Origin of the sequence: Nocardiopsis tropica, from assembly GCF_042660575.1 — a bacterium.
GTDB lineage: Bacteria > Actinomycetota > Actinomycetes > Streptosporangiales > Streptosporangiaceae > Nocardiopsis > Nocardiopsis tropica.
Window position 1 is genome coordinate 46247 of sequence record NZ_JBHSUF010000029.1, and the last position, 26776, is coordinate 73022.

A 26776-nucleotide genomic window follows, 5' to 3' on the forward strand; every position below is an offset into this window, starting at 1 on the left:
GTGTTCACACACGTACCCCTTCCCGGTCCGGCCCCTTCCTCACCGGCGCGGCCAGGCGGAGCGTGACCGCGTGCGGGTCCCCGTCCGCCCCGGCCAGGCGCACGTCCACCCGGCCCCGTCCGCGCGTGGTCCTCAGCCCGATCCGGGTGGTGGCCAGGCAGGCCCGGGCCAGCAGCCGCCAGTGCGCCTCTCCGGGGGTGGTCGCCCAGGTCAGCGTCGCGGACAGGGTCGGCCCCGGCAGGAGTACCCGGTTCGTGCGCAGCCTCCCCGGCTCCGGGGCCCCGTCAGGTCCGACGGCGGTCCCCGACTCCAGGGCGGTGTACGCGTCCGTGACCGCCCGGCGCAGGACGGAGCGCAGGGGTTCGTCCCGGCCGGCCAGGGCGCGCGCGACCGCCGAGCGGACGTCCTCTCCCAGGACGGCGTGGCCCACCCGCAGCATCCGGTCCGCGCCGTGGGAGCGCCTCCGGCCGAACACCTCGTCGCACGCGGCGGCCAGCTCCGGGGCCGCCCCCAGCGCGTCGGCCGCCCCCGCGCGCAGCCTGGCCGCGAGGCGGTGGCGGGGCAGGTAGGGCAGACCGTGCTCGTCGGTGACCACGTCCGTGTCCGCGCCCGTCCCGTCCGCGCTCGCGCCGACGAACAGGGCGGGGGAGGCCAGACGCACGACGATGCGGTCCGGCGGGCTCACGTCCGCGCACCCCCCGGCGGAGCCGGGGGGTGCGGGCCGCCGGAACCCGCCCGCCCCCGCGGCCGGGGCCGGTGGGGCTCGAGCGCCGCCGCCAGCCCGGGGTCCAGGTACAGGTCCATCACCTCGACCGCGTCGAGCAGCGCGCCGGGGGTCCACTCCCGGGGAAGTCCGACGGGGCCGCCGGTCACACGGGCGCGGCGGGCGAGCTCGGGGCCGGGGTCGGCGCCCGACTCCAGCAGGGGCACGAGGGACGAGACCAGCCAGCTCCGCCGCCGGGCGTCCCCCTCCGCGAGCAGGCTGCCGGGGGCGGACGCCGACAGGTACCGGTCGAGGAAGCGGGCGAACCCGGTCCCGGTCAACGGCAGCCCGGTGCGGGGGACGGGCGCCAGGCGGGCGCCGTCGAGGCGGCGCAGGACCCGGTCGACGCCGTCGAACCGCGTCGTCCAGGCGACGGCGTGCTCGTCCGGCGCCCCGGGGTCGGCCTCGGCGAGCGCGACCCTGTGCTCCTTGGCCCTGCGGCACATCGCCTCGCACAGGTCGTAGCCCAGGGAGAGGGGCGCGCCGACCGGCTGGACCGCGATCCCCACCCCGACCGTGGGCACGAAGGTGGTGTGCCCGCCCCCGTCGGGGCGGCGCACGGTCCGGCCCGCGCCCGCCGGTCCGCCGTGGGCCCCGGCGAGCGCGCGGTGCAGCGCCACCCGGGGGTCGCGGGGGTCGCCGATCTGCTCGGGGTCGGCGTCGAGCCAGTCGAGCGCGTAGCGGGCCAGGCTCAGGGCCAGGCGTGCGTCGCACAGGACGGTGAGGTCGTCCCCGGCGACCACGATGGGGCGCACCGGTATCCGGACGGGGCCGGGCGGGACGTGGTGGAGGGTGACGGGCCGGGCGGCGCCGGCGCCCGGGATGACGGGGGCCCGGCCGGGCTCGGCCCGCACCGTGGCGGCCACCGCGCGCACCAGGACCCGGGCCAGTCCCTCGGTGAGGCCGGCGATGCGTCCGGACAGCAGGCGCTGGGCCATCGCCCCGGAGCCGGGCACGCGGGGGTCCCCCGCGCGCTCGCGGTAGGAGCCCAGGATGATCCCGAGGCCGTTGACGTCGATGTGGACCACCGCGATCCTGCTGACCTCGCCGTGGTCGCGGCCGAGCCGGTCGACCTCCATCGGGAGCGCGAGCGCGGGCGCGCCGGTGGCGGTGGCGGCTCCGGCCAGCCAGTCCGCGCTGTGGGCGCGGTGCCAGCGGCGGCCGATCCCGCGGGCCCTGGCGACGTCGGCGGTCACCCGCTCGTGCACGTCGGGGTGGTCGTCCTGGGCCCGGCTGCTGTCCACCGTCTCGGCCGGGCCGCCGCTGACGGAGCAGACCGCGGTGATGCCGTACCCGTGGGCCGGTGTGTGCAGCGCCGACATGTGCCGCCTGGCCTCCCGCAGCCGCTGCGGGAGGACCGCCAGGGCCGCGTCGACCCCGGCGACGGGCGCGGGGGCCGCCGCGGCGCCCGGCCCGCCGTCCGCCGGCGCCCCCGGGCCCACGGCCCGGACCGCGCCGTAGGGGACGTGCGCGACCACGGGGGTCAGGTCGCCCGCGCGGTCGCGCAGCCGCCGCGTGTAGCGGGCCGTGAACCGGCGCGCGGCCGCGGCGTCCGGGAAGACCGCCGTGAGCGCCCCTCCCGCGTCGCGCAGGACCACGCAGCCGGGGGGAACCAGGTCGGCGATGCCGTGCTCGGCGTCGGAGGTGTCGGTCAGCTCGGCGACGAGCGCCGCCCGTCCCACCGCGTCCAGGATGCGGCGCCCGCTGTACACGTAGGCCTGGATGCCGCGCAGGTCGACGCCGACCACCACACCGCTGGGCGGCGGCCCCCCGGCGTCCGGGGCGGCGCCGGGCGGGCTGTGCGGTGCGGGAACGGGGGTCACCGTGTCGGGTCTCCTCGTCGGCGGGTGCGGGGAAGGTCGCGGGGAGGGGAGGGCGCGGGCCGCGCGGGGCCGCCTCCCGGGGACTCCTCTCGGACGGTGCCCGCCTTCCACCGGCCGTGAGAGACCACGGTTACCACCCGGGCCCGGGGGCCGCTCCTCCGGGGGCGGTCGACGCCGGGCCTCGACCGCGTGGTGGTGCGGCCCCGGGGACCGCCCCTCCGGGGGCCGTCGGCCCGCCCGGGACCGGGGCTCTGTCCGAGAGAGCTGGGTGCACCGCCCTTCCCCGGCACGGAGGTCTCCCCATGGCACCGCACACGTCCGAGACGATCGCCCTGCGCGGCCGCGACCCGCACGCCCCTCCCGCGGACGCGCCCGAGCTCGTCCCCCGCGAGCTCGTGCCGCACCTGCGGGGGCTGGCCCGCGCGCTCCGGGACCGGGACACCGGGCGGACGGCGCCGGAGGGAGGGGCCCCGCACGCCTGAGTCGGCGCGGGGCCGGGCGGCGCCGCGGACCGTGCCGCTGCCCGGCCGGGCAGCGGCCCCGGCGCCTGCGGGAGCGGCCTCCGGCACACGCGAACGGCGGGGACACGGCGGGGAGGGGGCGCCGGCTCCCACCCCCGTCCACGGGGTGGGAGCCGGCGCGGCCGGACCTGGTCGGGCACCGGTCCCCGCCCGCCGTCCTCGGGCGGGAACCGGCGGTCTGGGGGTCAGTCGAACAGCGTGCCGCCGAACTCCTCGGCCTCGGCGACGGCGCGGACGTGGGCGTCCCCCACCCGCTGGGGGGTGCGCCGGGCCACCCGGTTCGGCATCCTGCGCGCGCGGGACACGGGCGCCTCCGCGAACGGCCGGCCGCAGGTGACCGTGTCCACGCGCACGGAGCCGAAGCCCTGGGCGGTGTACTTGCCGACACCGGCGAGTTCGAGGAGTTCGAGGAGCGTGGCGAAGGCGTCGGCGTGGCGCCGGTCGCCGCCGGCCATCTCCAGCCTGAAGCCGCCGTGCCAGCCCAGGACGGTGCGGTTCTCGGCGTGGTGGTGCTCCGCCAGCCGCACCTCCTCCCCGGGCAGGGGCGTGCGGCGCACCTGGGCCATGCCGCCCAGGACGAGTTCGAGCCAGTTCTCGGCGAGGGCGGGCGGCGCGAACCGCGCCACGGCGCCGACGGCCCCGCTGCCTCCGACGATCCCGCCGCCCGAGCGGTGCACGGCTCCGAAGAGCCGCCGCGGGCTGGGCCAGATGTGCGGTATGCGCTCGCCCGTGGCGTCGCGGGTGGTCATGACGACGGGCGTCCGGCTGCGCACCTCGGCGGCGCGCACCGCCGACGGGCCCCGCGGCTCGACGAGCATCTGGGCGTAGGTGCGCTCGTGCGTGCGCGTCACCGAGAGGGGCACCAGCAGGTGGTCGCCGATCCGCTGCGGGTCGCCGACCAGGTCCTCCGGGTCCAGGGAGGGCGGCACCTCGTCGTCGAGCCAGGTCAGGGTCCAGTGGTACAGGCGGTCGCCCAGGGGGCGAGGCCACCCGTTCATGGACCACCGCTTGGCCGCCGCGTGCTCCTCCGGGGGCTGCGGCCACCACCGGTTGAGGAGGCCGTGGCAGTCCTCGGGCCGGATCGGCCGCGCCGTGTCCGACAGGTCACGCAGGATCACGGTCCACCGTCTCGGCACGGGCACCACCCCTTCGCGTGGTCGTGACGGCGTCCGGTGCGCGCCGTCCTCGGTTCACCGAGGACTTCTCTCGGACAGTCGCGGGCCGGGCCCGCTCCCGGTCCCCGACCATCTCCACCAGGCGCAGCACGGTCCGCCAGTTGCGGCTCGTGACCGTCCCGTCGACGTGCCGGACCACGAGGTCCGGCAGTACGGCGGACCTGATCCCGTCCTCGTGCCAGGTGTAGACCTGGTCGCCCACCAGCGCCATGCGCTCCCCGGGGTGGCGGGAGGGGTCGATCCCGTTCAGCGCGTCCGCGTCCACCGCGCCGGCACAGAAGAGGACGAGGAACCCGGAGGGGTCGGGGACGTCGAACGGGTTCGCCTCCACCGCGGCGCGCATCCCGGCCGCGGTCCGCACCACCGTGGGGACGTCGTGCCCGAGCACGTCCCTGATGCCGTTCCGCACCGTCTCGGCCACCTCCGCGGGATCGGCGTCCCCTCCCCCGAAGACGGCGTTCCCGCTCTGCGCGTAGGTGGCGACGCCTGTGTACCCGAGGTCCTCCAGCAGGGCTCGCAGGTCGGCCATGGCGATGCGGCGGTGACCGCCGACGTTGATCCCGCGCAGCAGTGCGACGTACTCGGTCATGGTGTCCAGCCTGCCGCCGCCGGTGCGCCGCCGCAAGCGCGGTCCCGTCCGCCTCCCGTGGTCCGGGGAGGGCGGACCGCGCGCCGCCCCGGCGGACCGGCCGGCGCCTCCCGTGCCCCGGCGGGCGCTCCGGGTGCGTACGCTGGCAGGCGTACGCGACGCGCCCCGCCGACCGCCCACGACACCGGAGACGCCGTGCCCCGCCTGAGCCACACCTTCGACATCACCGCAGTGGACCGGGAGGTGGTCGGGCGGATCGTCTCCGCCCTGCACGAGGTCGCCCGGGGCTGCCGGTTCGACGGCCGGGGATGGCTGCTCCCCCCCGACCCGGAGTCGTGGGAGCGCCTGGTGGCGCGGGCGGACGAGCTGGGGCTGGTCGACCGGGAGTCGGCCGAGGAGCTGCGCGAGGAGCGGCGCGACGCCGCCGCGCGGTTGCGCGAGGGCTCCCCCCGGACGGAGGCGGAGGCCGACGAACTGGAGGTGACCGCCGCGGAGCTCGCCCTCCAGTTGCAGACCGGGCGGCACCTCGCGCCCCGGAGCCACTACCTCGTGGCCGAGCTCTCCCCCGAGGGCGTGCCCGTCGAACCCGCCGACGACGAGGAGAAGGGGTGGAGCGGTACCGGGCTGACCGTCACCGCCTGGGACGAGACGGGCACCTCCTCCGTGGACTTCAGCATGCCCGACGCGGTCGGCGGAACCGAACCGCCGGTCACCTGGGGGACCGTCACCCACGACGCGCCCGCGGGCCTGCTGACCTGGGCCGCCGAGGTGAAGCTGCCGGGGAGGGGCGCCTGGCTGCGGTCCGCGTCGGGAGAGTTCCGGTTCTCCACCGGTGACTGGTACTCGGCGGTCTCCGGCCGGGGCGGCGGCCGTCCGGCCCGCCTGCGCGCCCGCCACGCCGTCGCCGAGGTCGACGCCTGGCTGGCGCCGACCGCCGGGGCGGACGGCCGCTGGTCGGTGGAGGCGGTGCTGGACGTGCGCGGCAAGGGGGTCTTCCGCCCGGTGGTGTCGGCGGCCGTGTGGGCGGCCGTCTCCTCGTTCCGGCGGGCGGAACGGCGCGCCGCCAGGCTGGGGACGGGCGAGCCGACCACCCGGCAGCGGCTCGACCGGACGGCCCTCGCCTGGGACCGGATCGCGCGCAACGCGCCCCGCCTGCCGGAGCTGCTGCACGACCTGGCCGCGGCCCTGGCCGCCGCGGGCCCCCGGAGAGGCTCCCGCTGACCCGCGGGCCGCTCAGCCCTGGTCGGCGCCCCAGCCGGTCAGGGAGCGCACGCGGAGTTCGGTGAACCTGGCGGTGTTGCGTTCGGCCGAGAGCAGGCTGCCCACGATCGCGCACGCGAAGCCGATCGGCACCGCGACCAGGGCCGGGTTCTCCATGGGGAAGACCTGGACGTCGATCCCCGCGGGCAGCACGGAGAGGTTCTCGCCGGTCACCGGGTCGGTCCTGCCGGACATGACCGGGGACAGGAGCATGAGCAGCAGTGTGGCCGACAGTCCGCCGTAGACCCCCCACTCCACGCCCCGGGTGTTGAAGCGCCGCCAGAACAGGGTGAGCACGATGACCGGGAGGTTGGCGGCGGCCGCGATCGCGAAGGCCAGCCCCACCAGGAAGGCCACGTTCTGGTCCTGGGCCTGGACGGCGAGCACGATGGCGACCCCGCCGACCAGGCAGGCGGAGAGGCGCGCCACCCCCACCTCCTGCGTCTCCTTGGGCCTCCCCCACATGAGGACGTGGCCGAACAGGTCGTGCGCGATGGAGGACGAGGAGGCGAGGGTGAGGCTCGCGATGACGGCGAGGATGGTGGCCAGCGCCACGGCGGAGATCAGGGCGAGGAGCACGGCGGCGCCGACGGGGCCCGCGGTCAGCCGTCCCACCTCCTCGGCGAGCATCGGCACGGCGGTGTTGCCGGACGGGTCGAGGGCGAGGATGCGGTCGGTGCCCACGAGGGCGGCGGCGCCGAACCCCAGCGCGAGCGTCATGAGGTAGAAGACGCCGACCATGACGATGGTGCGGTGCACGGAGGCCCGCGCGGAGCGGCCGTCGGGGACGGTGTAGAAGCGGATGAGGATGTGCGGCAGCGCGACGGTGCCGAGCACCAGCGCGAGTCCGAGGCTGATCAGGTCGAGTTTGTTGAACAGGGTCCGGGCCGGGTCGCCCGGCACCTCCACCCCGAGGCGCAGACCGGGTTCGAGGAACGCCTGCCCGTGCCCGCTGGCCTCGGCCGCCCCGCCGAGAAGGGCGCGCGGGTCGAAGGAGAACAGGGCGAGCACGAGGGCCGTGAGCAGGCCGGTGGCGCCCAGCAGGGCGACCGCCTTGATGATCTGGAGCCAGGTGGCAGCCTTCATCCCCCCGTACACGACGTAGGCGATCATGAGCACTCCGACGAGCACGATCGCCCCGGTGCGCGCCTGCCCGGCGTCCATCCCCAGGAAGGTCCCGCCGTCGTGCAGTCCGAGCAGGACGGCGACCAGGGCCCCCGCGCCGACCATCTGGGCGACGAGGTAGAACACGCACACGGTGACGGTGGAGACGGCGCAGGCCAGGCGCACCCGCATCCGGCGCATGCGGAAGGCGGGCAGGTCGGCCATGGTGAAGCGGCCGGTGTTGCGCATCAGCTGGGCCATGGGCAGCACCAGGAGCCAGGCCACCAGGAAGCCGATGGAGTACAGGAACCCGTCGTAGCCCTGGAGGGCGATCATCCCGGCGATGCCCAGGAAGGACGCGGCCGACAGGTAGTCGCCGGTCAGGGCCAGCCCGTTCTGCGTGCTGGAGAACCCGCGCCCGCCCGCGTAGAAGTCGACCGCGCCCCGGGTGGTGCGCCTGGCGCGGACGGCGACGGCGAGGGTGACCAGGACGAAGAGGGCGCACAGGCCGATCGTCCACGCGTGGGCGATGCCGAACTGGCCCTCCAGCACGCCCCCCGGCACGACCGCGGTGCCGTCGGCGAGGGCCTGTGCGCGGTCGGCGCCGTCCCCCGTGACGGCGCCGACCGCGGCTCCCGCGGAGGGGTCGGCCGCGGCGGGCATCAGCGCACCGCCGCGGCGTCGGCGCGGGCCCGGTCGCGGATCTCCTGCGCCAGCGGGTCGAGGGAGCGGTCGGAGAAACGGCTGAACGCCCAGGCGAGCACGAACGCGAGAAGGAACTGACCGATTCCCATGACCAGTGCCACGTTGACCGAATCCACGATCTCGATGCTCATGAAATCGCGCGCGTACGCGGACAGGAGCAGATAGGACAGGTAACCGAGAAGGAATGACGACACCAGCAGGACCGCCTGGAGCGTGAATCCCCTTCGGAGTTTCACGAAGCCCGGATCGACCGACATGCGCTCGCACGCGTGCGCCGCTTCCGCGCGCGCACGGCGCCGATCCGCCTCCGACCTGCCCTCACGGTCGCCGAAGTCCTCCCCCCGGTCCCCGACACGTCCCCGGTACGCGCCCTCCATGTACTCGACCACGACGCTCCCCCCGTTCCTCGACCGCGCCCGCTCCCCGCGGGACCCGCCATTCGCCGGTGCGCACCCCGCGTGCTCCCCCCACCGGTTTTCCGGGACGGCTCCGCCCGCTGGGCGGGCCGCTCCGGATCGGCAACACACTAGCCACGCGCACCACTCCGCGTTCACCGAATTCGCACATCCACTTCCCGGAATTCCGGCGCGCCGACACGAGAAATCGGACGAAGAAGAGAGAAGTCGATCACCCGGCCCCATATCGCCCCGGCGCCATTTCCCGGGTCGCGGCGGCGGCGCCCGAACCGCCCCCCGTCCCGCGCGACCGGGATCACAGCCCCTCCCTCACCACGCGGACCCGCTGGTCACCGGGGGCACTCGCGCCACACGTTGGCGCATATGTCGCCGGTCTTCGCTAGGCTTCGGGGCGACCCCGAACCCATGACGGAACCCCGGCGTTCAGCCGGTTTCCGCGTTCGTACAGGTGTATGATTAAGGGGTCCGCACATTCACGCGATACCGAAGGGAAATCCCCGCCGTGGTCACCGAGGTCTTCACGCGCAAGTACTGCGATCCCCACGCCGTCCGCGAGGAGAAGGTCGAGGCGAGTGAGGTCATCCAGTTCGCCTGGGACGGCGCCGTCCGTGAGGTCGACGCCTGCGGCGAGTGCTTCAAGGAGCACGAAGCCCGCCTGGAGCCCCTCGTCGACTACTCGCGTCCGGTGAAGAAGCGCCGCGTCACCAAGAAGTCCTCCCCCGCCTCCACCGAGGATTCCGGGAACGGCGACGACGCCGCGGACAGCGACAGCGAGTAGCAGCAGGAGACCTCCGGGGAACGGTCCTCCCGTGCCCCAGGAGACACCTCATCGCGTCAACCGCGAGCGGGGGCGGCGACACCCCCGGTGGTCGCCGCCCCCGCGTCCTCGCGGCCCCGCGGACACGCGTCCCGCCGCGGGCCGCGCGCGGCCGGCGCCCGCCGGACCGCTCAGCCCTGCCCCATCAGCCGGGCGAGCCTGCCGCCGTGCCGCGCGGCCCCGCCCGATCCCCCCTGCAGCGCCTCGGCGACCGGAACCCTGGCCTGCACGTACGGGCCGCCCTCCCCGTGGCCCCGCACGGAGGCGCCCAGGCGCCGCATGATCCGCATCATCCCCGCGTTGGCCAGCGCGGTCTCCGCCCGCACCTCGGCCAGGCCCCAGTCCGCGGCGATCACGGTCAGCTCGCGGGCCAGGGCGGTGCCCACCCCGCGCCCCTGCCAGGCGTCCTCCACCAGGAAGGCGATCTCGCCGACCCCCGGGTCGAGGGTGTACATCAGGTGGCCCAGGGCCACCGGGTCCTTCCCGCCCCGGGGGCGCACCGCCAGGGTGAGCCCGCGCCCGGGGTCGCAGAACACCCTCAGCATGTACGGGCTCAGCTCCACCATCCCCGCGAAGTAGCGGCTGCGCACGGTCTCCGCCGAGCAGCGCCGGTGGAGGCCGCTCAGCGCGGGCGCGTCGGCCTCGCGCACCTGGCGCAGGGACAGCTCCTCGCCCCCGGCGGTACGGACGGTCCGGTCGGTGGGCACCGGCCCGGTCGAGGGCATCACCGAGCGCACCAGCGCCTCGGCCCGGCTCGACTCCGTCCAGGTGAAGGCGTGCGACCGCCGCCGGACGAGGACGCCGCGGAGCGGTCCGACGGGCACCAGCATGGCGGTGCCCGCCGGATCGGCGGCCTCCTCGACACGGGTCAGGTTGGTCCAGTGGGCCCCGTCCGCCGACAGGAGTTCGGCCAGGGCGTCGGGGAGCCGGTTGGGGTGCGACCGCAGCCTCGCGGTGAGCAGCAGCGCCCGGGTGACGTCGTCCCCGACCTCGCGCCTCTGGGCGGGGACGGCCGTGACCGTGCCGGTGGGGCAGTGCTCGCCGAGCGCCCGGACGGCGACGGCGTGGTCGCCGGGGATGTCGACGACGAACTCGTCGACCACCCCGGACACGTCCGTGTGGATGGAGAGTCCGACGATGTCCCCGCCGCATCGCGCGAGGGCGCCGACGACCCCGGCGAGCCCGCCCGGCCGGTCCTCGACAGCCGTCCTGATCCGCCAAAGGCTCACTGCGGCCCTCCCTGGGAGAAGGTGCACCCGCCGCCCCGGAACGACGCTGTTCCGCGGCGGCGGGACGCGCACCGACGTGGAACCAGGGTGGGCGGCCCAGGTTTCGCGGACGTTAGCCGCCCGTTGAGTTCGGACGGCTTTTCACGGCCCCCGGACCTCCCCGCGTCATACTCCGTCGTCCGGCCGGGCGGCCCCGGGTCAGGGCCGTCCGGCGACCAGCTCCCCGTCCTTCCAGACCGCCGCGACCTGCGGGACCCCGGGGCGGTAGGCCAGGTGGACGTGGTCGGGCGCGTCGAGCAGGGTGAGGTCGGCGCGCGTGCCCGGGGCGAGGTGGCCGACGTCGGTGCGGCGCAGGGCCCGCGCACCGCCCGCCGTCGCGGCCCACACCGCCTCGTCCGGGGTCATGCCCATGTCGCGGACCGCGACGGCGATGCAGAAGGCCAGGCTGGAGGTGAAGCAGGAGCCTGGGTTGCAGTCGCTGGCCAGGGCGACGACCGCCCCCGCGTCGATGAGGGCGCGTGCGTCCGGGTAGGGCTGGCGGGTGGAGAAGTCCACGCCCGGGAGCAGGGTGGCGACCGTGGGCTCGGGGCGTCCGCCGGCCTCGGCCAGGGCCTCCACGTCGGCGGCGGACAGGTGGGTGCAGTGGTCCACGGAGGCGGCGCCGAGTTCGACGGCCAGGCGCACGCCCGGCCCCTCGCCCAGCTGGTTGCCGTGCACCCTGGGCAGCAGGCCGCGCTCCCTCCCGGCGGTGAGGACGCGGCGGGAGGCGTCCTCGTCGAAGGCGCCGCGCTCGCAGAAGACGTCGACCCACCTCGCGTGGGGCGCGCAGGCGTCCATCATGGGGCCGGTGACCAGGTCCAGGTAGCCCTCGGGGTCGTCGGCGTACTCGGGGGCGACCACGTGCGCGCCGAGGAAGGTCACCTCGTCGGTGACCCGGGCGGCGACGGCCAGGCAGCGCTCCTCGTCGCGCGTGGTGAGCCCGTAGCCGGACTTGACCTCCAGGGTGGTCGTGCCCTGGGCGCGGGCCTCGCCCACGAGGCGCCGCGCCCCCGCGAGCAGGTCGGCGTCGGAGGCCTCGCGGGTGGCGGCGACGGTGGTGCGGATGCCGCCCGCCGAGTACGGCTGCCCGCTCATGCGCGCGGCGAACTCGCGGCTGCGGTTCCCCGCGAACACGATGTGGGAGTGGCTGTCCACGAACCCCGGGAGGACGCAGCGCCCGGCCGCGTCGACCCTCGCGTCGGCGTCCGGCGCCTGGGAGCGCGGGCCCGCCCAGGCCACCCTGCCGCCCTGCACCACCAGGGCGGCGTCCCGGATCTCGCCCACGGCGCCGCGGCCCCGGGAGGGGTCGTTGGTGACCAGGGTGGCGATGTCGTCGATGAGGATGCTCTCGGGCACGTCGGCCATCAGTGGATCTCCTTGATCACCGTGTCGAGTTCGTGCGCGGTGTCGGGCACGAGCGTGTGGACGCCGTCGCGGACGGTCCAGCGGCCGTCGGCCATCACGTGGCGCACGTCGGTCGCGGAGGCCGCGAAGACGACGGCGTCGGCGGCGCGCGCGGGGTCGGCCCCGGCCAGCCGGACGCCTTCCAGGGGGATGTTGACCAGGTCGGCGCGCGCCCCGGCCCGCAGCGCGCCCGCGTCCTCCCAGCCGAGGGAGGCGTGCCCGTGGGCGGTGGCGGCGCGCAGGAGCGCGCCGGTTCCCAGGGTGCCGCGCCTGTGGGTGCGCAGGCGCTCGTGGAGCTCGACCGCCCGGGCCTCCTCGAACAGGTCGAGCTGGGCGTGCTGGTCCGTGCCCAGGGTGATCGGGGCGGGCAGCAGGTCGCCGGTGCGGGGCAGGCCGTCGGCCAGGTCCCGCTCGGTGGTGGGGCACAGGCACACGGTGGCGCCGGAGAGCCGGACGGCGCCGACGTCGTCGTCGGTGAGGTGGGTGGCGTGCACGAGGCTGGTGCGCGGCGTGAGCGCGCCCGCGTCGTCGAGCACCCGTGCCGGGGTGCGGCCGTAGGCGGCCAGGCAGGCCGCGTTCTCGGCCGGCTGTTCGGAGAGGTGGGCGTGCAGGGGCGCGTCGCGGTCGGCGGCGTAGGCGACGACGTCGGGCAGCTGCGCGGCGGGGACGGCCCGTACCGAGTGGACGGCGGCGCCCGCCAGCGCGTGGTCCCCCACGGGGGCGAACCCGGCCGCCCGGTCGGCCCACCGTGCGGCGTCGCCGTCGCCGAAGCGCCGCTGGGCCCCCTCCAGCGGCCGGTGCGCTCCGCCGGGGTCCAGGCCGCCGGACAGGTAGCACACGTCCAGCAGGGTGATGCGGAGCCCGGCCTCGGCCGCCGCCCGCACCAGGGCCGCGCCCATGGCGTTGGGGTCGGCGTAGCGGGTCCCGCCGGGGGCGTGGTGGAGGTAGTGGAACTCGCCCACGCAGGTGACGCCCGCCAGGGCCATCTCCGCGTAGGCGGCCCTGGCGAGCCGCAGGTAGGTGTCCGGGTCGAGCCGGTCCGCGACGAGGTACATGGCCTCGCGCCAGGTCCAGAACGACCCGCCGCCGGTGTGGGTGCGTCCGCGCAGGGCCCGGTGGAAGGCGTGCGAGTGCGCGTTGGCCAGGCCCGGCAGGGTGAGGCCGGTGAGGGTCTCGGCCCCGGCGGGCGCGACGGCTCCCGGGCTCACTGCGGTGATGCGGCCCCCGGCGGTCTCGACGAGCACGCCGTACTCGGGGCTCCCGTCCCCGGCACCGGTCCAGGCCCACTCGCACCACACGCGGCGCGGCGCGGGCCCGCCCCCGGCCGCGGGGGCCCGGGCCCCCGCGGTCCGGCCCCCCGGCATGTCCGGAGCGGTTCCGGCGGCGCCCCCCGCTCGCGGCGGCCCGCCCGGGACCGCCCCCGGAGCGCCGGTCACCGGGCGCCGCCCCGGCGGACGGGGCGGGCGAGGAGGTCCTGGAGGACGTCGGCCAGGGCGAGCACCCCGGCGTGGCAGTCCTCGGGACGGGCGTACTCCTGCGGGGAGTGGGACACCCCGGTCGGGTTGCGCACGTACAGCATGGCGGTGGGCACGTGGGCGGCGAGCACGCCCGCGTCGTGTCCGGCGCCCGTGGGCAGCAGCGGCACGCGCGGGTCCGGGGCCCCCGCCCCGACCACGGCGGCCAGGCGGTCGCGGAGGCCGTGCGAGAACTCCACCAGGGGTGTGAGGGACTCGGCGTCCATCGCGTAGCCCACGCCGTGGTCGCGTGCGGCGCCCGCCGCGGCCTCGCGGACCCCGTCGACGACCGCCTCCAGGGACGCGGCGTCGGCGGCGCGGGCGTCCAGCCAGGCGCTGACCCGGGACGGGACGGCGTTGGTGCCGTTGGGGTCGATCAGGGCGCTGGCGACCGTGGCGCGGGCGCCGTGCCGCTCCGCCTGGGCGCGCGCGGCCAGGATCGCGTGCGCGAAGGGCAGCATGGGGTCGCTGCGGTCGTCGAGCCGGGTGGTCCCGGCGTGGTCGGCGCGTCCGGTGAAGTCCATCCGCCAGCGGCCGTGCGGCCAGATCGAGGAGGCCACGCCCACCGGGTGCGCGGTGTCCTCCAGTGCGCGTCCCTGCTCCACGTGCAGCTCCACGAACACGTCCAGGTCGGCGAGGGCCCCGGGGTCGGCGCCCATCGCCGCCGGGTCGTGCCCGGCGGCCTCCATCGCCTGCCCCCAGGTGACCCCGGAGGCGTCGGTGAGCCCGCGCGCGCGTTCGGGGGAGACCTCTCCCGCGCTCAGCCTGCTGCCCAGGCACGGGACGCCGAACCGGCCGCCCTCCTCCTCCGCGAACACCGTGACGGCGATCGGACGGGCGGGCGCGACCCCGCGCCCGCGCAGCTCGTCCACGGCGGCCAGGGCCGAGGCGACACCGAGCGGACCGTCGAAGGCCCCTCCGTCGGGCACCGAGTCCAGGTGGGACCCGGTGGCCACCGCCCCCGGACCGGGGACGCCCCACCAGGCCCACAGGTTGCCGTTGCGGTCGGCGCGCACGTCGAGCCCGCGCGCGGTCGCGGCCTCCGTGAACCAGGCGCGGGCTTCGGTGTCGGCGCCCGCCCAGGTGTGGCGGCGGTAGCCGCCGCTCCCGGCGTCGCGTCCCACGGGCTCCAGGTCGGCCCACAGGCGGTCGAAGCTCACTCGCCCTCCTTCATGGGGACGCGGACGCCGTGCGCCTCGGCGACGCGCTCGGCCTCGGGGTACCCGGCGTCCACGTGGCGGATGACGCCCGTGGCGGGGTCGTTGGTGAGCACCCGCTCCAGCTTGGCGGCGGCCAGGTCCGTGCCGTCCGCGACGCTGACCTGGCCGGCGTGGAGGGAGCGGCCCATGCCCACGCCGCCGCCGTGGTGGACGGACACCCAGGACGCGCCGGAGGAGGTGTTGACGAGCGCGTTGAGCAGCGGCCAGTCGGCGATGGCGTCGGAGCCGTCCCTCATGCCCTCGGTCTCGCGGTAGGGGGAGGCCACGGAGCCCGTGTCCAGGTGGTCGCGGCCGATGGCCAGCGGCGCCGAGATCTCGCCGGAGGCGACCAGTTCGTTGAACCTCAGCCCGGCCGCGGCCCGCTCGCCCTGGCCCAGCCAGCAGATGCGGGCGGGGAGCCCCTGGAACGCCACCCGCTCCCCCGCCAGGCGGATCCACCGGGCCAGGTGCTCGTTCTCGGGGAACAGGTCGAGGACGGCGCGGTCGGTGCGCGCGATGTCGGCGGGGTCCCCGGACAGCGCGGCCCAGCGGAACGGCCCGCGGCCCTCGCAGAAGAGCGGGCGGATGTAGGCCGGCACGAACCCGGGGAAGTCGAACGCCCGGGTGAACCCGCCCTCGCGCGCCTCGTCGCGGATGGAGTTGCCGTAGTCGAACACCTCGGCGCCCGCGTCGAGGAAGCCGACCATGGCCTCCACGTGCGCCGCCATGGACTCGCGCGCCCGGAGGGTGAACTCCTCGGGCTCGGCCCGGGCCAGGTCCTTCCAGTCCTCGACGGAGACGCCCGCGGGCAGGTAGGCGAGCGGGTCGTGGGCCGAGGTCTGGTCGGTGACGACGTCGACCGGGGCGCCGCGGCGCAGGAGTTCGGGGAACACCTCGGCTGCGTTGCCGAGCACGCCGATCGACAGGGGCCGCCGCTCGTCCCGCGCCTTCACGGCGAGGTCGAGGGCGTGGTCGAGGCCGTCGGCGCGCACGTCGAGGTAGCGGTGCTCGATGCGGCGGTCGATGCGGCTGCCGTCGCACTCGACCACGACGGCCACGCCGTCGTTCATGGTGACGGCGAGCGGCTGCGCTCCCCCCATGCCGCCGAGGCCCGCGGTGAGGGTGATGGTCCCGGCGAGCGTTCCGCCGAACCTCTTGGCGGCGACGGCGGCGAAGGTCTCGTAGGTGCCCTGGAGGATGCCCTGGGTGCCGATGTAGATCCACGACCCGGCGGTCATCTGCCCGTACATGGTGAGGCCCCGGGCCTCCAGGCGGCGGAACTCGGGCCAGTTCGCCCAGTCCCCCACGAGGTTGCTGTTGGCGATCAGCACGCGCGGGGCCCACTCGTGGGTGCGCATGATGCCGACCGGCCGACCGGACTGCACGAGCAGCGTCTCGTCCCCCTCCAGGTCGCGCAGGGAGGCGGTGATGCGGTCGAAGCTGCGCCAGTCCCGCGCCGCCTTGCCGGTACCGCCGTAGACCACCAGCTCCTCGGGGTGCTCGGCGACCTCGGGGTCGAGGTTGTTGTGGAACATGCGCAGGGCGGCCTCCTGCGGCCAGCCCTTGGCGGACAGTGCGGTGCCGCGCGCGGCTCGGACGGTACGCGGGGTGCTCATGCGGGGCTCCTCGTTCGTGGTGGGCCGGCGCGGCCCGGTGCCGGGCCGCGCCGGGGTCAGGCGAGCGCGGTGACGGTCTCGGCCGCCCCGACCACGGATCCGTCGGCGACCATGGCCGCGACGGCGGCGATCTCGGGGGCCAGGTGGCGGTCGGGGCCGGGGCCGTCGACCCTCTCCCGGACGGCGCGCAGGACGGCGCCGGTGGCCGGGCCGGGCCGCAGCGGCGACCGCAGGTCCAGGGCGCGGGCGGCGGTGAGCAGTTCCACCGCGAGCACGCTGGTCAGGCCGTCCACGGCGCGGCGCAGTTTGCGGGCGGCCGACCAGCCCATGGACACGTGGTCCTCCTGCATGGCCGAACTGGGGATGGAGTCGACGCTGGCGGGGACGGCCAGGCGCTTCAGTTCGGAGACGATGGCGGCCTGCGTGTACTGGGCGATCATGTGCCCGGAGTCCACGCCGGGGTCGTCGGCGAGGAAGGCGGGCAGCCCGTGGGAGCGGGACACGTCGAGCATGCGGTCGGTGCGGCGCTCCGCGATGGACGCGGTGTCGGCGACCGCGATGGCGAGGAAGTCGAGGACGTAGGCGACGGGCGCCCCGTGGAAGTTGCCGTTGGACTCGATCCGCCCGTCGTCGAGCACGACCGGGTTGTCGATGACGCTGTCGAGTTCGCGCCCGGCCACGAGGAGGGCGTGGGCGAGGGTGTCGCGCGCCGCTCCCGCGACCTGGGGGGCGCAGCGCAGGGAGTAGGCGTCCTGGACGCGGTTGCAGTCGGGACCGCGGTGGGAGGCGACGATCGGGGAGTCGGCCAGCAGGGCGCGCAGGTTGGCGGCGGAGGCGGCCTGCCCCGGGTGCGGGCGCAGCCGCTGGAGCTCGTCGGCGAACACCCTGTCGGTGCCCAGCAGCGCCTCGACGCTCATCGCGGCGGTGATGTCGGCGACCTTGAGCAACCGCTCCAGGTCCGTGCAGGCCAGCACGAGCATGCCGAGCATGCCGTCGGTGCCGTTGATGAGGGCCAGGCCCTCCTTGGCGCCCAGCTCCACCGGGCGGATCCCGGCCTCGCGCAGCGCGGTGGAGGCGGGCTTGGCCTCACCGGCCGCGTCGCGCACGTCGCCCTCGCCCATGAGCGCGAGCGCCACGTGCGACAGCGGCGCCAGGTCGCCGGAGCAGCCGAGGCTGCCGTACTCGTGGACGACCGGCGTGATCCCGGCGTTGAGCAGGGCGGCGAGGGTCTCGACGGTGGCGGCCTCGACGCCGGTGCTGCCGGAGGCCAGGGTGCGCAGGCGCAGGAGCATGAGGGCGCGTGTGACCTCGCGCTCGACCTCGGGCCCGGTGCCCGCCGCGTGCGAGCGGATGAGCGAGCGCTGGAGCCGGGCGCGCAGGTCGGGGGCGATGTGGCGGGTGGCGAGCGCGCCGAAGCCCGTGCTGACCCCGTAGGCGGGGACCTTGCCCCGGGCGAGGGCCTCGACCCGTTCCCGGCCGTGCCGGACGGCCTTGCGGGACTCCTCGGAGAGGGTGACGCGGGCGCCGTGGCGCGCGACGTCGAGGACCTGGGCCGGGGTGAGCGGGGCGCCGCCGACGACGACGGGAGGAACTGCTGTGGACATGCCCCCATTGGACCGCCCGGACGGCCCCGGGTGAAGCGCTGACACGGCGGTTCCGTCTGACATCTCAGACGCACGGGCGCGGGCGCCCTCCGCCGACCGCGGCCGGGGCGGACGGGCGCGGTTCCGGGGCGTCCGGTCCTCAGCCGGGCGGCGCCCCCGCGGTCCGGCCCCGTGCGGCCCGGGCCCGCACGTCCAGGACCCGGCTGAGCAGGGCGGCCGCGTGGAGCATGGCCGCGCCCCGCGCGGTCAGCCTGCCCTGCCAGTCCTCCAGGGCGCCGGCCAGGGTGTCGGCGCCCCCTGCCGTCCGAATCCGCTCGACCACCGCGGCGATGTGCCCCAGGGGGTGGCCCCCGCGCCGGAGGAGGTGGGCCAGCTCGGCGTCGCGGACGTCGTGCGGGCCGAACACGCGGTATCCGGTGGAGGGGTCCCGCCCGGGGGCGAGGATGCCGGCGGCCTCCCAGTTGCGCAGGGTCGCCGGGGTGACGCCCAGGCGGCGCGCGAGCGCGCCGACGGTGCGGGTCCCGGTGTCCGCCGGCGGCTCGGGAGCGGCATCGGCCCGCCCCGTCAGGTGGCCGACCGCCTCCCGCACCGCGGCGAGGGTCTCCCGGTCGCGGAGCAGCTGGAGGTGGCCCCGGTCGATGGCCTCCAGGGCGTCCTCGGTCCGGCCGTCGTGGAGCGCCCGCATGATCCTGCCCGCGGACGGGTACCCGTGGGCCGTGACCAGGGCGAGGTAGGCGCGGAGGGCCGCCGCGTGCGCCTCGGTGTAGATCCGGTAGCCGCTGGGGGTCCGCTCGGCGGGCGGCAGGAACCCGTCCCGCTCGTAGTTGCGTACCGCCTGGGTCGAGATACCGTGCTCGTGCGCGAGGTCGGATGGTCGCATCGTGTTCCCTGGTTGGAGACTTTTCCGGAGGCCTGTTCGGCGGAGTCGGCCGAGGCCTCAACGGTTCTTTCAAGGATAGGGCGAAGGCGCCTGGACCGGGCGCAGGGGTTTCCCCTCCGGGTCCCGCACCTCCGGCGGAGAACCGGGACGGCCGGTACGCCTTCCGCGGCGGCCGTCCGCGCCCGGCCGGCGGTACCCGGGTCCGCGCCGCCCGGGGCGGATCGGGGGCGGGCGGGCCGGGGCCGTTCGGCCCCTGCCGGGGACGGCGGGGCGTGGGACAATCGACGCATGAGCCTCGTTCCGGCCGCGACACGGGCCCTGCGGCTGCTCCGGTTCCTGGCGGCGCGCCCCGGTCCGGTGTCCGCCTCGGCCATCGCCGCCGGGCTCGACCTCCCCCGCTCCAGCGTCTACCAGCTGCTGGAGGCCATGGCGGAGGAGGGGTTCGTGACCCACCTTCCGGAGGAGCGCCGCTGGGGCCTCGGCGTGGCGGCGTTCGAGATCGGCTCCGCCTATCTGCGCCACGACGGCGTGGAACGGCTGGCCCGCCCCCTGCTGCACCAGCTCACCGAGAGCACCGGCGCGACCGCCCACCTGGGCGTGCTGCACGGGGCCGACACCCTGTACCTGCTCAAGGAGCAGCCGCCGCACGCCGCGCCGCTGATCACCGGGGTGGGGGTGCGCCTGCCCGCGCACCTGACCGCGTCGGGGCGGGCGATGCTGGCGCGCCTGCCCCGCGCGCAGGTGCGTGCCCTGTACCCCGACGCGGCGGCGTTCACCGACCGCACCGGGCGCGGGCCGACCACCCCCGGGGAGCTGCGGCGGCTCCTGGAGGAGGAGCGGCGCCAGGGCTGGTCCATCGAGGACGGCCAGGTCACCGAGGGGTTCGTGTCGGTGGCGGCGGCGGCCTCGGACCACAACGGCCACCCCGCCGCGGCGATCAGCCTGACGGTCCCGAGCGCGCGACCGGTGACCCCGCAGGCGCTCGCCGGGAGGGCGCGCGACGCCGCCGCGGAGCTGACCCGGCGGCTGGACGGGCGCGCCTCACCGTAGCGGCGGGGTCCGCTCCACGACCGAGGGCAGCGGCGCGGTGCGCTCCACCATCCGCAGGATCCTCTCCTTGTGCTCCTTGGGCACCTGCACGTAGAACTGCGTGGGCGCGTCCACCGGGTCCAGTCCGAGGCTCTCGGCGGTCTCCGCCCAGCTCGGCAGTTCGGTCCCGGTGCGGTGGGTGTCGAGCACGAACTCGATGAAGTACGTCAGCCGGCGCCCGCCCGTGTGCACCTCGCGGACGCGGCGGATCTCGGGCCATGCGATGAACGTCCCCTCTCCCGGGAACCACCACTTGCGCTCCTGGAGGACCGTGACGCCGTCGCTGTCGGCGCTGATGCCCTGGCGGGTGATGCGCTGGGGCAGTCCCCGCACCAGGAGGAGGTTGCTCCCCGGCCCGACGAAGAGCATGGTCAGGCCCGCCACCGCCCACAGCGAGACCGAGCCGACGGTGGACTCCTCGCGCAGCACGTGCCAGACCATGGAGCCCAGGACGACCAGGAAGCCCAGGGTGAGGGCGCCCGAGAAGTACGCGGCGGTCATCCACATCCGCGTGTTGGGGCCGCGCAGGCTGACGTACCGGCGCAGGTGCGAGACACCGCCGGGGGGCTGGGTCAGGTCCGAGGGGATGCCCCGCACCGCAGGGGGCACGTCCGCGTTTTCGGGGGAGGCCATACCCCCCATTCTTCCAACTCTTTCGGGTGCTCCGTGCGGCGAAGCCCCCTGGAACGGGCCCGGCGGTGGCCGCGCCCGGCCAATCCCGCCAAAGTCCGGGCGGCCGGGGCGGCAGCCCACTAGAGTCCGGTCCATGAGGCCCAACGCGAACGAGTACGAGACCGAGCTGCGGCTCAACGGCGAGGTCATCGTCCTCGACGGCATGCCCTACCAGGGCCGCACCGTGCTTCCGGAGGGGCCGGAGCAGTTCGCTCCCCTGGAGCGCTGGGCCAAGGGGGTGGCCGAGACCCTGGGAGAGCCGGTGACCTGGCGTGCCGTGGAGAAGGGCGAGCTCGCCGGACGCGGAACCGTGCAGCCCGGTCCCGGGGCTCAGAACCGCCGGGCGCTCTGAGCCCCGCACTTGGCGCACTGGAACTTGCGGTCGTCGCCGAGAATCCAGTCGTGGTCCCCACCGGTAGGACACGCTGACATCGACACCATCTCCTCAAGGGGCTTCGGGGGTGTGCGTGGCGATCACCCTATGTCCCACCAGCCACATCAGTCCCGAGAATGAGAGAGTTGTTCCCTTCTTCATGTCTAAGGAGGGTTTTCAGTCGACCTGGCCCGAATTTCGCCACTCTCCGATTTTAATCGAATACGCTCCGTGACGGAGGAGGCCTTTCGGGCGGGAAGGGCCGGCCACGAGCGCCGCGGCGGCCGCGAACGCGGGAAGGGGCCCGTCGCGACGGCGACGGACCCCTTCCGCGAGGTCTTCGGGACCCCGGCCTAGTTCTGTGCGGCGGCCCTCATGTGGGCCTCGACCGCGGCGCGGTCGGCACGCAGCTTGGCGAGGGCCTCGTTCAGGATGAGCTTGCCCTCCTCCTCGCTGCGGCGCTCCTTCACGTACGCCAGGTGGGTCTTGTAGGGCTCGGTGCGCGGCGGGGAGGGGGGGTTCGCCTTGTCCTTGCCCGCGGGGAAGCCGCAGCGCGGGCAGTCCCACTCGTCGGGAACCAGAGCTTCGCTCGCGAAACTGGGCACGACCTCGTGCAGGTTCGCGCAGTAGAACGGAACCCGCACGCGCGGGGCTGCCTCGCCCCGCTCCGCCTCGCCCATGGGGCCGGCTCCGACACGGCTGCCACGGATGGCACTGCCACTACCCACGAAAAACTCCTTCAGCGAACTGGCCCACCGGATGATCGGGCGAGCTTGACTGTGGACTGGGGGCGCCCCGCGGCTCGCGGGTCACATGCCCCGGTTGATCAGCAGGCCGAGAACGACGATCGAGAGGATCCACGCCACCGCGATGACGATGGTCATCCGGTCCAGGTTGCGTTCGACCACCGAGGATCCGCCGAGCGAGGACGTGACGCCACCGCCGAACATGTCGGAGAGGCCGCCGCCCTTGCCCTTGTGCATGAGCACCAGGAGGACCAACAGCACGCTGAGAAGCATCACGAAGATGGACAGACCGAGGATCACACGCTCACCCGTAGCTCGACCCCGCAGCGGGGGGATGGAAACCTCGATCCCCCATTTCCCGCCCGTACCGGCGGCGGCGCCGCGGCACCGGGCCTGTACGGAGAAGGGGAAGGAGGAGACCGGGGACAATTTCGGATTTTACCGTGCCTTGGCGGCACGGGTGGGGAAACCGCGAGGCACGGAGAACCCCACAGCGAAGTCTAGCCCGACCGGCGGACCTGTCGGGCACTCCGCCCGTCACCGTTCGACATCGAAGGGTGACGGGCGGGACGGGACGAGACGCCCGGGGACTACCTCTCGCCGAAGCGGATCACCTTGACGAACTCGTCCGCCTTGAGGCACGCGCCGCCGACCAGGGCGCCGTCGACGTCGTCCTCGGCCATGATGCCGGGGGCGTTGTCGCCCTTGACCGAGCCGCCGTAGAGCACGCGCACCGCGCCCGCGACCTCGGGCGAGTAGAGCTCGGCCAGGCGGGCGCGGACCGCCGCGCACACCTCCTGGGCGTCCCCGGGGGTGGCGACCTCTCCGGTGCCGATGGCCCACACGGGCTCGTAGGCGACCACGATCCGCTCGGCCTGCTCGGCCGTGACCTCCTTGAGGGCGCCGTCCAGCTGGGCCAGGACGTGCTCGACCTGCTGTCCCGCCTTGCGGACCTCCAGGCCCTCCCCGACGCACAGGATCGGCACGATGCCGTGCCTGTAGGCCGCCTTCACCTTGGCGTTGACCAGGGCGTCGTCCTCGTTGTGGTACTCGCGGCGCTCGGAGTGGCCCACCAGCACGTAGGAGCAGTCGAGCTTGGCGAGCATGGCGCCGGAGATCTCACCGGTGTAGGCGCCCTTGTCCTGCGCGGAGATGTCCTGTGCGCCGTAGCCGATCTTGAGCTTGTCGCCGTCGACCAGCGTCTGGACGCTGCGCAGGTCGGTGAACGGCGGCAGGACGACGACCTCGGCGTTGTCGTAGTCCTTGTCGTTCAGCCCGAACGCCAGCTTCTGGACGAGCGCGATGGCCTCCAGGTGGTTGTTGTTCATCTTCCAGTTGCCCGCGATGAGCGGCAGGCGCTTGGCCATGTTCGTACTTCCTGTCTGGGAGGGATCGGGTCGGTGGCCGACCGTGTGCGTCGGCCTTCCGGGGGCGCGGTCCTACCGGAGGGCGTCGATGCCCGGCAGGTCCTTGCCCTCCAGGTACTCCAGGCTGGCGCCCCCGCCGGTGGAGATGTGGCCGAAGGCCTCCTCGTCGAAGCCCAGCGCGCGCACTGCCGCGGCGGAGTCCCCGCCGCCGACCACGGTGAACGCGTCCGAGTCGACCAGGGCCCGGGCCAGGGCACGGGTGCCTCCCGCGTACGGCTCCATCTCGAAGACGCCCATCGGGCCGTTCCAGAACACGGTCCTGGCGTCGGCCAGCTTCCCGGCGAAGAGCTCCTGGCTCCTCGGGCCGATGTCCAGGCCCATCCGGTCGGCCGGGATGGCCTCGACGTCGACCGGGGCGTGCGGGGCGTCGGCGGCGAACTTCTCGGCCGCGACGACGTCGACGGGCAGGACGATCTCCACGCCCTCGCGCTCGGCGCGCTCCAGGTAGCCGCGCACGGTGTCGAGCTGGTCGGCCTCCAGCAGGCTGGAGCCGACCTCGTAGCCCTTGGCCTTGAGGAACGTGAACACCATGCCGCCGCCGATGAGGATGCGGTCCGCGGTGCCCAGCAGGTTGTCGATGACGCCGAGCTTGTCGGAGACCTTGGAGCCGCCCAGGACCACCGCGTAGGGGCGCCGGGGGTCGGCGGTGAGCGTACGCAGGACCTCGACCTCGGTCAGGACGAGCCCGCCGACGGCGTGCGGGAGCTTGCCGGGGAGGTCGTAGACGCTGGCGTGCTTGCGGTGCACGGCGCCGAAGGCGTCGCCGACGTACAGCTCGGCGAGCTCGGCGAAGCGGTCGGCGAGCTCACCCCGCTCCGCGTCGTCCTTGCTGGTCTCCCCGGGCTCGAAGCGCACGTTCTCCAGCAGCGCGACCTGGCCGTCCCCGAGGGACGCGGCGGTCGCCCGGGCGGACTCGCCCGCGGTGTCGGCGGCGAAGGCCACCTCGGCGCCCAGCAGCTCGCCCAGCCGGGCGGCGACGGGCCGCAGGGAGTAGCGGGGGTCCGGGGCGCCCTTGGGGCGGCCCAGGTGCGCGGCGACGATGACGCGGGCGCCGCGCTCACGGAGCTTGACGATGGTCGGCAGGGCCGCGCGGATGCGACCGTCGTCGGTGATGCGTTCTCCGTCCAGGGGCACGTTCAGGTCGGCCCGGACGAACACGCGCTTGCCGGAGACGTCGAGGTCGTCGATCGTCCGCATGCTGGTCTCCTCGTTGGGGTGTGGTCTGCTCTGTCCCGGACGGTACGGCCGGGGGGTGCTCACGACGGCACCCCTCCGCGCGCACTGCGGGCGAAGGGGTGCCGTCTCACGCGCCGGTGGCCAGGGGGCCGAGGCGTTACAGGCTGGAGCCGACCAGCTTGGCCAGGTCGGCGAGGCGGTTGGAGTAACCCCACTCGTTGTCGTACCAGCCGAGGATCTTGACCTGGTTGCCCGCGACCATCGTCATCTTCGAGTCGAAGGTGCAGGAGGGCGGGGTGCCGACGATGTCGGACGAGACGATCTCGTCCTCGGTGTAGACCAGGACGTCCTTGAGCGGGCCCTCGGCCGCGGCCTTGAACGCGGCGTTGACCTCGTCCTTGGTGGCCGGGCGCTCCAGGGTGACGACCAGGTCGGTGGCGGAGCCGTCCGGGACGGGGACGCGCATGGCCATGCCGTCGAGCTTGCCCGCGAGCTCGGGGATGACCAGGGCGGTGGCCTTGGCGGCGCCGGTGGTCGTCGGGATGATGTTCTGCGCGGCCGCGCGGGCACGACGCAGGTCCGAGTGCGGGAAGTCCAGGATGACCTGGTCGTTGGTGTACGCGTGCACCGTGGTCATCAGGCCCTGGACGATGCCGAAGCTGTCCAGGAGCACCTTCGCCATGGGCGCCACGCAGTTGGTGGTGCAGGAGGCGTTGGAGATGACGTGGTGGCTCGCGGGGTCGTACTTGTCGTCGTTGACGCCCATCACGACGGTCAGGTCCTCGCCCTTGGCGGGCGCGGAGATGATGACCTTCTTGGCGCCCGCGGCGATGTGCTTCTTGGCGTCCTCGGCCTTGGTGAAGCGGCCGGTGGACTCGATGACGACGTCCACGCCGAGGTCGGACCAGGGCAGCTGGGCCGGGTCGCGCTCGGCGAGGACCTTGATGTTCTTGTCGCCGACGCGGATGAAGTCGTCACCGACCTCGACGTCGCCGTCGAGGGTGCCGAGCACGGTGTCGTACTTGAGCAGGTGCGCGAGCGTCTTGGTGTCGGTGAGGTCGTTGACCGCGACGATTTCGATGTCGCTGCCGCCGGCGGCGACCGCGCGCCAGAAGTTGCGGCCGATCCGACCGAAGCCGTTGACGCCTACACGGATGGTCACGGAACCAATCTCCTCATATGTCGCACATCAGTTTCACCCGCGCGTTCGCACACTCCCGGGGAAACCGGACTGGTACAGCCCGACCCAACCGTGTTGAACAGCGTGAACGCGTAACAGGTGTTCACAAAGAGCCTAGCGGAATGTCGACGGGGAGCCGTTCCGACCCCGCGTCCAGCGACCCGCCACCCCTCGCGGGTTCGCGACCATCCTGACATCGCAAAGCTAAGAGGTCTATACCATTTTCGGAAGTTATCCGGGAGTTTTCCCAGTTAACAAAGCCGAACATCCGCATTGCGGCCCTGTTGCCGCCCCTCCCCTGCCCTCCCGGGGCTCAGGGGACGAGCATGTCCGGAGTGAGGTTGGCCTCGGTCCCCTCGATGCCCAGGTCGCTCGCCCGCTTGTCGGCCATCGCGAGGAGCCTGCGGATGCGGCCGGCGATGGCGTCCTTGGTCAGCGGCGGGACGGACAGCTGGCCCAGCTCCTCCAGCGACGCCTGCTTGTGCGCCAGGCGCAGCTGGCCCGCCGCGACGAGGTGCTTGGGCGCCTCGTCCCCCAGGATCTCCAGGGCCCGCTCCACGCGCGCCCCGGCCGCGACCGCCGCACGCGCGCTGCGCCGCAGGTTGGCGTCGTCGAAGTTGGCCAGGCGGTTCGCGGTCGCCCGCACCTCCCGCCTCATCCGGCGCTCCTCCCACGCCAGCACGCTCTGGTGCGCGCCCAGCAGGGTCAGGAGGGCGCCGATGGAGTCGCCGTCGCGGACCACCACGCGGTCGACGCCGCGCACCTCCCGCGCCTTGGCGTGCACCTTGAGGCGGCGGGCGGCGCCGACCAGCGCCAGCGCGGCCTCCGGCCCGGGGCAGGTGACCTCCAGGGACATCGACCTGCCCGGCTCGGTCAGGGAGCCGTGCGCGATGAACGCGCCCCGCCACGCCGACTCGGAGTCGCAGGCCCCTCCCGCCACCACGTGCCGGGGCAGGCCCCGCACCGGGCGGCCGTTGTTGTCCACCAGGCCCGTCTGCCGGGCCAGGGACTCGCCGTCCTTGATCACCCGCACCACGTACCGGTTGCCCTTGCGCAACCCGCTCGGGGAGAGCACGACCACCTCGGACTCGTGTCCGAACACCTCCGAGATGTCCTTGCGCAGACGCCGCGCGGCCGCACCGGTGTCGAGCTCGGCCTCGATCACGATCCGCCCGCCCACCAGGTGCAGTCCCCCGGTGAAACGCAGGATGGTGGACACCTCCGCCTTGCGGCAGCATGGCTTGAGAATGGCCAGACGGCTCAACTCATCCTTCACCACGCCGGTCATCGCCATCGCTGCGATCCTCCCCTTGGAACAGCCCGAACCGGCACCGCGCGCCCGGTACCGGGGATGCGTCCCCGCGGGCTGGCCGCCGGGGACTTTCTCCGAGGCAGACTACGTTACGGGACGCTCGGTGCCGACCCCCGGACGGCGTGTCGCCCCCGCGCCCTCCC

General features: G+C 74.9%; 25 protein-coding genes. 5 read left to right on the forward strand and 20 right to left on the reverse strand.

Annotation, left to right across the window (positions count from 1 at the left end; genetic code table 11):
- Nucleotides 1-4: 4 nt before the first annotated feature.
- Together ACFQBR_RS31405 and ACFQBR_RS31410 are read right to left on the reverse strand one after the other, a co-directional pair.
- The gene (locus tag ACFQBR_RS31405; protein ID WP_344183237.1) at nucleotides 5-685 is read right to left on the reverse strand and encodes a hypothetical protein; all 681 of its coding nucleotides are present in this window, start codon (nucleotides 683-685) and stop codon (nucleotides 5-7) included.
- Nucleotides 682-2586, reverse strand: a complete 1905-nt coding sequence (locus ACFQBR_RS31410; RefSeq protein WP_378554935.1) for a hypothetical protein — start codon at nucleotides 2584-2586, stop codon at nucleotides 682-684. Before ACFQBR_RS31410 ends, ACFQBR_RS31405 begins: the two co-directional genes overlap by 4 nt.
- 302 nt (nucleotides 2587-2888) lie before the next feature.
- Between ACFQBR_RS31410 and ACFQBR_RS31415 the strand changes: the two genes are divergently transcribed.
- A complete protein-coding gene (locus ACFQBR_RS31415) occupies nucleotides 2889-3068 on the forward strand; it encodes a hypothetical protein (RefSeq protein ID WP_344183239.1) in 180 nt (59 codons plus the stop codon).
- Nucleotides 3069-3292: 224 nt separating this feature from the next.
- On the opposite strand, the gene ACFQBR_RS31420 is transcribed toward ACFQBR_RS31415, so the two are convergent.
- Nucleotides 3293-4252 (reverse strand): CRISPR system precrRNA processing endoribonuclease RAMP protein Cas6, encoded by a 960-nt coding sequence (locus ACFQBR_RS31420; protein WP_344183241.1) that lies wholly within the window; start codon nucleotides 4250-4252, stop codon nucleotides 3293-3295.
- Nucleotides 4212-4871 (reverse strand): DUF1697 domain-containing protein, encoded by a 660-nt coding sequence (locus ACFQBR_RS31425; protein ID WP_267949004.1) that lies wholly within the window; start codon nucleotides 4869-4871, stop codon nucleotides 4212-4214. Before ACFQBR_RS31425 ends, ACFQBR_RS31420 begins: the two co-directional genes overlap by 41 nt.
- Nucleotides 4872-5066: 195 nt before the next feature.
- Here ACFQBR_RS31425 and ACFQBR_RS31430 point away from each other — a divergent pair, with 195 nt between their 5' ends.
- Nucleotides 5067-6092, forward strand: a complete 1026-nt coding sequence (locus ACFQBR_RS31430) for a hypothetical protein (protein ID WP_344183243.1) — start codon at nucleotides 5067-5069, stop codon at nucleotides 6090-6092.
- Between the two features lie 12 nt (nucleotides 6093-6104).
- Here ACFQBR_RS31430 and ACFQBR_RS31435 read toward each other — a convergent pair whose 3' ends face one another.
- Complete coding sequence (locus ACFQBR_RS31435) at nucleotides 6105-7898, reverse strand: solute symporter family protein (protein WP_344183245.1); 1794 nt, start codon at nucleotides 7896-7898, stop codon at nucleotides 6105-6107.
- Entirely contained in the window at nucleotides 7898-8329 is a 432-nt protein-coding gene (locus tag ACFQBR_RS31440) for a DUF485 domain-containing protein (protein WP_344183247.1), read from the reverse strand. Before ACFQBR_RS31440 ends, ACFQBR_RS31435 begins: the two co-directional genes overlap by 1 nt.
- Nucleotides 8330-8858: 529 nt before the next feature.
- On the opposite strand from ACFQBR_RS31440, the gene ACFQBR_RS31445 reads away from it, so the two are divergent.
- Nucleotides 8859-9134, forward strand: a complete 276-nt coding sequence (locus tag ACFQBR_RS31445; protein WP_267949000.1) for a hypothetical protein — start codon at nucleotides 8859-8861, stop codon at nucleotides 9132-9134.
- A gap of 170 nt (nucleotides 9135-9304) precedes the next feature.
- Here ACFQBR_RS31445 and ACFQBR_RS31450 read toward each other — a convergent pair whose 3' ends face one another.
- The 7 genes from ACFQBR_RS31450 to ACFQBR_RS31480 all read right to left on the reverse strand — a co-directional run bounded on the left by ACFQBR_RS31450 (nucleotide 9305) and on the right by ACFQBR_RS31480 (nucleotide 18658).
- Nucleotides 9305-10402, reverse strand: coding sequence for a GNAT family N-acetyltransferase (locus ACFQBR_RS31450; protein WP_344183249.1), 1098 nt, complete (start codon nucleotides 10400-10402; stop codon nucleotides 9305-9307).
- 198 nt (nucleotides 10403-10600) lie between these two features.
- Nucleotides 10601-11806 carry an imidazolonepropionase gene (hutI, locus tag ACFQBR_RS31455; RefSeq protein WP_344183251.1) on the reverse strand — a complete coding sequence of 402 codons (1206 nt, stop codon included), beginning with the start codon at nucleotides 11804-11806 and terminating at the stop codon, nucleotides 10601-10603.
- Nucleotides 11806-13209, reverse strand: a complete 1404-nt coding sequence (locus ACFQBR_RS31460; protein ID WP_352985020.1) for a formimidoylglutamate deiminase — start codon at nucleotides 13207-13209, stop codon at nucleotides 11806-11808. Before ACFQBR_RS31460 ends, hutI begins: the two co-directional genes overlap by 1 nt.
- Nucleotides 13210-13277: 68 nt before the next feature.
- On the reverse strand, nucleotides 13278-14519 hold the full coding sequence (locus ACFQBR_RS31465) for an allantoate amidohydrolase (RefSeq protein ID WP_352985018.1): 1242 nt from the start codon (nucleotides 14517-14519) through the stop codon (nucleotides 13278-13280).
- Nucleotides 14516-16174 (reverse strand): urocanate hydratase, encoded by a 1659-nt coding sequence (gene hutU / locus ACFQBR_RS31470; protein ID WP_267948995.1) that lies wholly within the window; start codon nucleotides 16172-16174, stop codon nucleotides 14516-14518. Before hutU ends, ACFQBR_RS31465 begins: the two co-directional genes overlap by 4 nt.
- A 56-nt stretch (nucleotides 16175-16230) precedes the next feature.
- Nucleotides 16231-17778, reverse strand: coding sequence for a histidine ammonia-lyase (gene hutH, locus ACFQBR_RS31475; RefSeq protein WP_267948994.1), 1548 nt, complete (start codon nucleotides 17776-17778; stop codon nucleotides 16231-16233).
- A gap of 139 nt (nucleotides 17779-17917) precedes the next feature.
- On the reverse strand, nucleotides 17918-18658 hold the full coding sequence (locus tag ACFQBR_RS31480; protein ID WP_344183258.1) for a TioE family transcriptional regulator: 741 nt from the start codon (nucleotides 18656-18658) through the stop codon (nucleotides 17918-17920).
- Nucleotides 18659-18946: 288 nt separating this feature from the next.
- Here ACFQBR_RS31480 and ACFQBR_RS31485 point away from each other — a divergent pair, with 288 nt between their 5' ends.
- On the forward strand, nucleotides 18947-19708 hold the full coding sequence (locus ACFQBR_RS31485) for an IclR family transcriptional regulator (RefSeq protein ID WP_267948992.1): 762 nt from the start codon (nucleotides 18947-18949) through the stop codon (nucleotides 19706-19708).
- Here ACFQBR_RS31485 and ACFQBR_RS31490 read toward each other — a convergent pair.
- The gene (locus tag ACFQBR_RS31490; RefSeq protein WP_267948991.1) at nucleotides 19700-20380 is read right to left on the reverse strand and encodes a hypothetical protein; all 681 of its coding nucleotides are present in this window, start codon (nucleotides 20378-20380) and stop codon (nucleotides 19700-19702) included. The genes ACFQBR_RS31485 and ACFQBR_RS31490 overlap by 9 nt on opposite strands.
- A gap of 133 nt (nucleotides 20381-20513) precedes the next feature.
- On the opposite strand from ACFQBR_RS31490, the gene ACFQBR_RS31495 reads away from it, so the two are divergent.
- Nucleotides 20514-20771, forward strand: a complete 258-nt coding sequence (locus ACFQBR_RS31495; protein ID WP_267948990.1) for a hypothetical protein — start codon at nucleotides 20514-20516, stop codon at nucleotides 20769-20771.
- A gap of 374 nt (nucleotides 20772-21145) precedes the next feature.
- Here ACFQBR_RS31495 and ACFQBR_RS31500 read toward each other — a convergent pair whose 3' ends face one another.
- From ACFQBR_RS31500 to whiA, 6 genes are all read right to left on the reverse strand, one after another.
- Nucleotides 21146-21520, reverse strand: a complete 375-nt coding sequence (locus tag ACFQBR_RS31500) for an RNA polymerase-binding protein RbpA (protein ID WP_267948989.1) — start codon at nucleotides 21518-21520, stop codon at nucleotides 21146-21148.
- An 81-nt stretch (nucleotides 21521-21601) separates the two neighbouring features.
- Nucleotides 21602-21838: a preprotein translocase subunit SecG gene (gene secG / locus ACFQBR_RS31505; protein ID WP_267948988.1), complete on the reverse strand. Its 237-nt coding sequence runs from the start codon at nucleotides 21836-21838 to the stop codon at nucleotides 21602-21604.
- Between the two features lie 290 nt (nucleotides 21839-22128).
- Nucleotides 22129-22905, reverse strand: a complete 777-nt coding sequence (gene tpiA / locus ACFQBR_RS31510) for a triose-phosphate isomerase (RefSeq protein ID WP_344183260.1) — start codon at nucleotides 22903-22905, stop codon at nucleotides 22129-22131.
- Nucleotides 22906-22977: 72 nt separating this feature from the next.
- Nucleotides 22978-24162, reverse strand: a complete 1185-nt coding sequence (locus ACFQBR_RS31515; protein ID WP_267948986.1) for a phosphoglycerate kinase — start codon at nucleotides 24160-24162, stop codon at nucleotides 22978-22980.
- Between the two features lie 136 nt (nucleotides 24163-24298).
- The gene (gap, locus tag ACFQBR_RS31520) at nucleotides 24299-25303 is read right to left on the reverse strand and encodes a type I glyceraldehyde-3-phosphate dehydrogenase (protein ID WP_267948985.1); all 1005 of its coding nucleotides are present in this window, start codon (nucleotides 25301-25303) and stop codon (nucleotides 24299-24301) included.
- Between the two features lie 331 nt (nucleotides 25304-25634).
- Nucleotides 25635-26615 (reverse strand): DNA-binding protein WhiA, encoded by a 981-nt coding sequence (gene whiA, locus ACFQBR_RS31525; protein WP_267948984.1) that lies wholly within the window; start codon nucleotides 26613-26615, stop codon nucleotides 25635-25637.
- Between the last annotated feature and the right edge of the window lie 161 nt (nucleotides 26616-26776).

Excerpts from the sequence above, each read along its gene's own strand:
- ACFQBR_RS31415 (WP_344183239.1), top strand. The coding sequence starts at position 2,889 with ATGGCACCGCACACGTCCGAGACGATCGCCCTGCGCGGCCGCGACCCG.
- ACFQBR_RS31425 (WP_267949004.1), bottom strand. The coding sequence starts at position 4,871 with ATGACCGAGTACGTCGCACTGCTGCGCGGGATCAACGTCGGCGGTCAC.
- ACFQBR_RS31435 (WP_344183245.1), bottom strand. The coding sequence starts at position 7,898 with ATGCCCGCCGCGGCCGACCCCTCCGCGGGAGCCGCGGTCGGCGCCGTC.
- hutI (WP_344183251.1), bottom strand. The coding sequence starts at position 11,806 with ATGGCCGACGTGCCCGAGAGCATCCTCATCGACGACATCGCCACCCTG.
- ACFQBR_RS31460 (WP_352985020.1), bottom strand. The coding sequence starts at position 13,209 with ATGCCGGGGGGCCGGACCGCGGGGGCCCGGGCCCCCGCGGCCGGGGGC.
- hutU (WP_267948995.1), bottom strand. The coding sequence starts at position 16,174 with ATGAGCACCCCGCGTACCGTCCGAGCCGCGCGCGGCACCGCACTGTCC.
- hutH (WP_267948994.1), bottom strand. The coding sequence starts at position 17,778 with ATGTCCACAGCAGTTCCTCCCGTCGTCGTCGGCGGCGCCCCGCTCACC.
- ACFQBR_RS31480 (WP_344183258.1), bottom strand. The coding sequence starts at position 18,658 with ATGCGACCATCCGACCTCGCGCACGAGCACGGTATCTCGACCCAGGCG.
- ACFQBR_RS31485 (WP_267948992.1), top strand. The coding sequence starts at position 18,947 with ATGAGCCTCGTTCCGGCCGCGACACGGGCCCTGCGGCTGCTCCGGTTC.
- ACFQBR_RS31490 (WP_267948991.1), bottom strand. The coding sequence starts at position 20,380 with ATGGCCTCCCCCGAAAACGCGGACGTGCCCCCTGCGGTGCGGGGCATC.
- ACFQBR_RS31495 (WP_267948990.1), top strand. The coding sequence starts at position 20,514 with ATGAGGCCCAACGCGAACGAGTACGAGACCGAGCTGCGGCTCAACGGC.
- tpiA (WP_344183260.1), bottom strand. The coding sequence starts at position 22,905 with ATGGCCAAGCGCCTGCCGCTCATCGCGGGCAACTGGAAGATGAACAAC.
- ACFQBR_RS31515 (WP_267948986.1), bottom strand. The coding sequence starts at position 24,162 with ATGCGGACGATCGACGACCTCGACGTCTCCGGCAAGCGCGTGTTCGTC.
- whiA (WP_267948984.1), bottom strand. The coding sequence starts at position 26,615 with ATGGCGATGACCGGCGTGGTGAAGGATGAGTTGAGCCGTCTGGCCATT.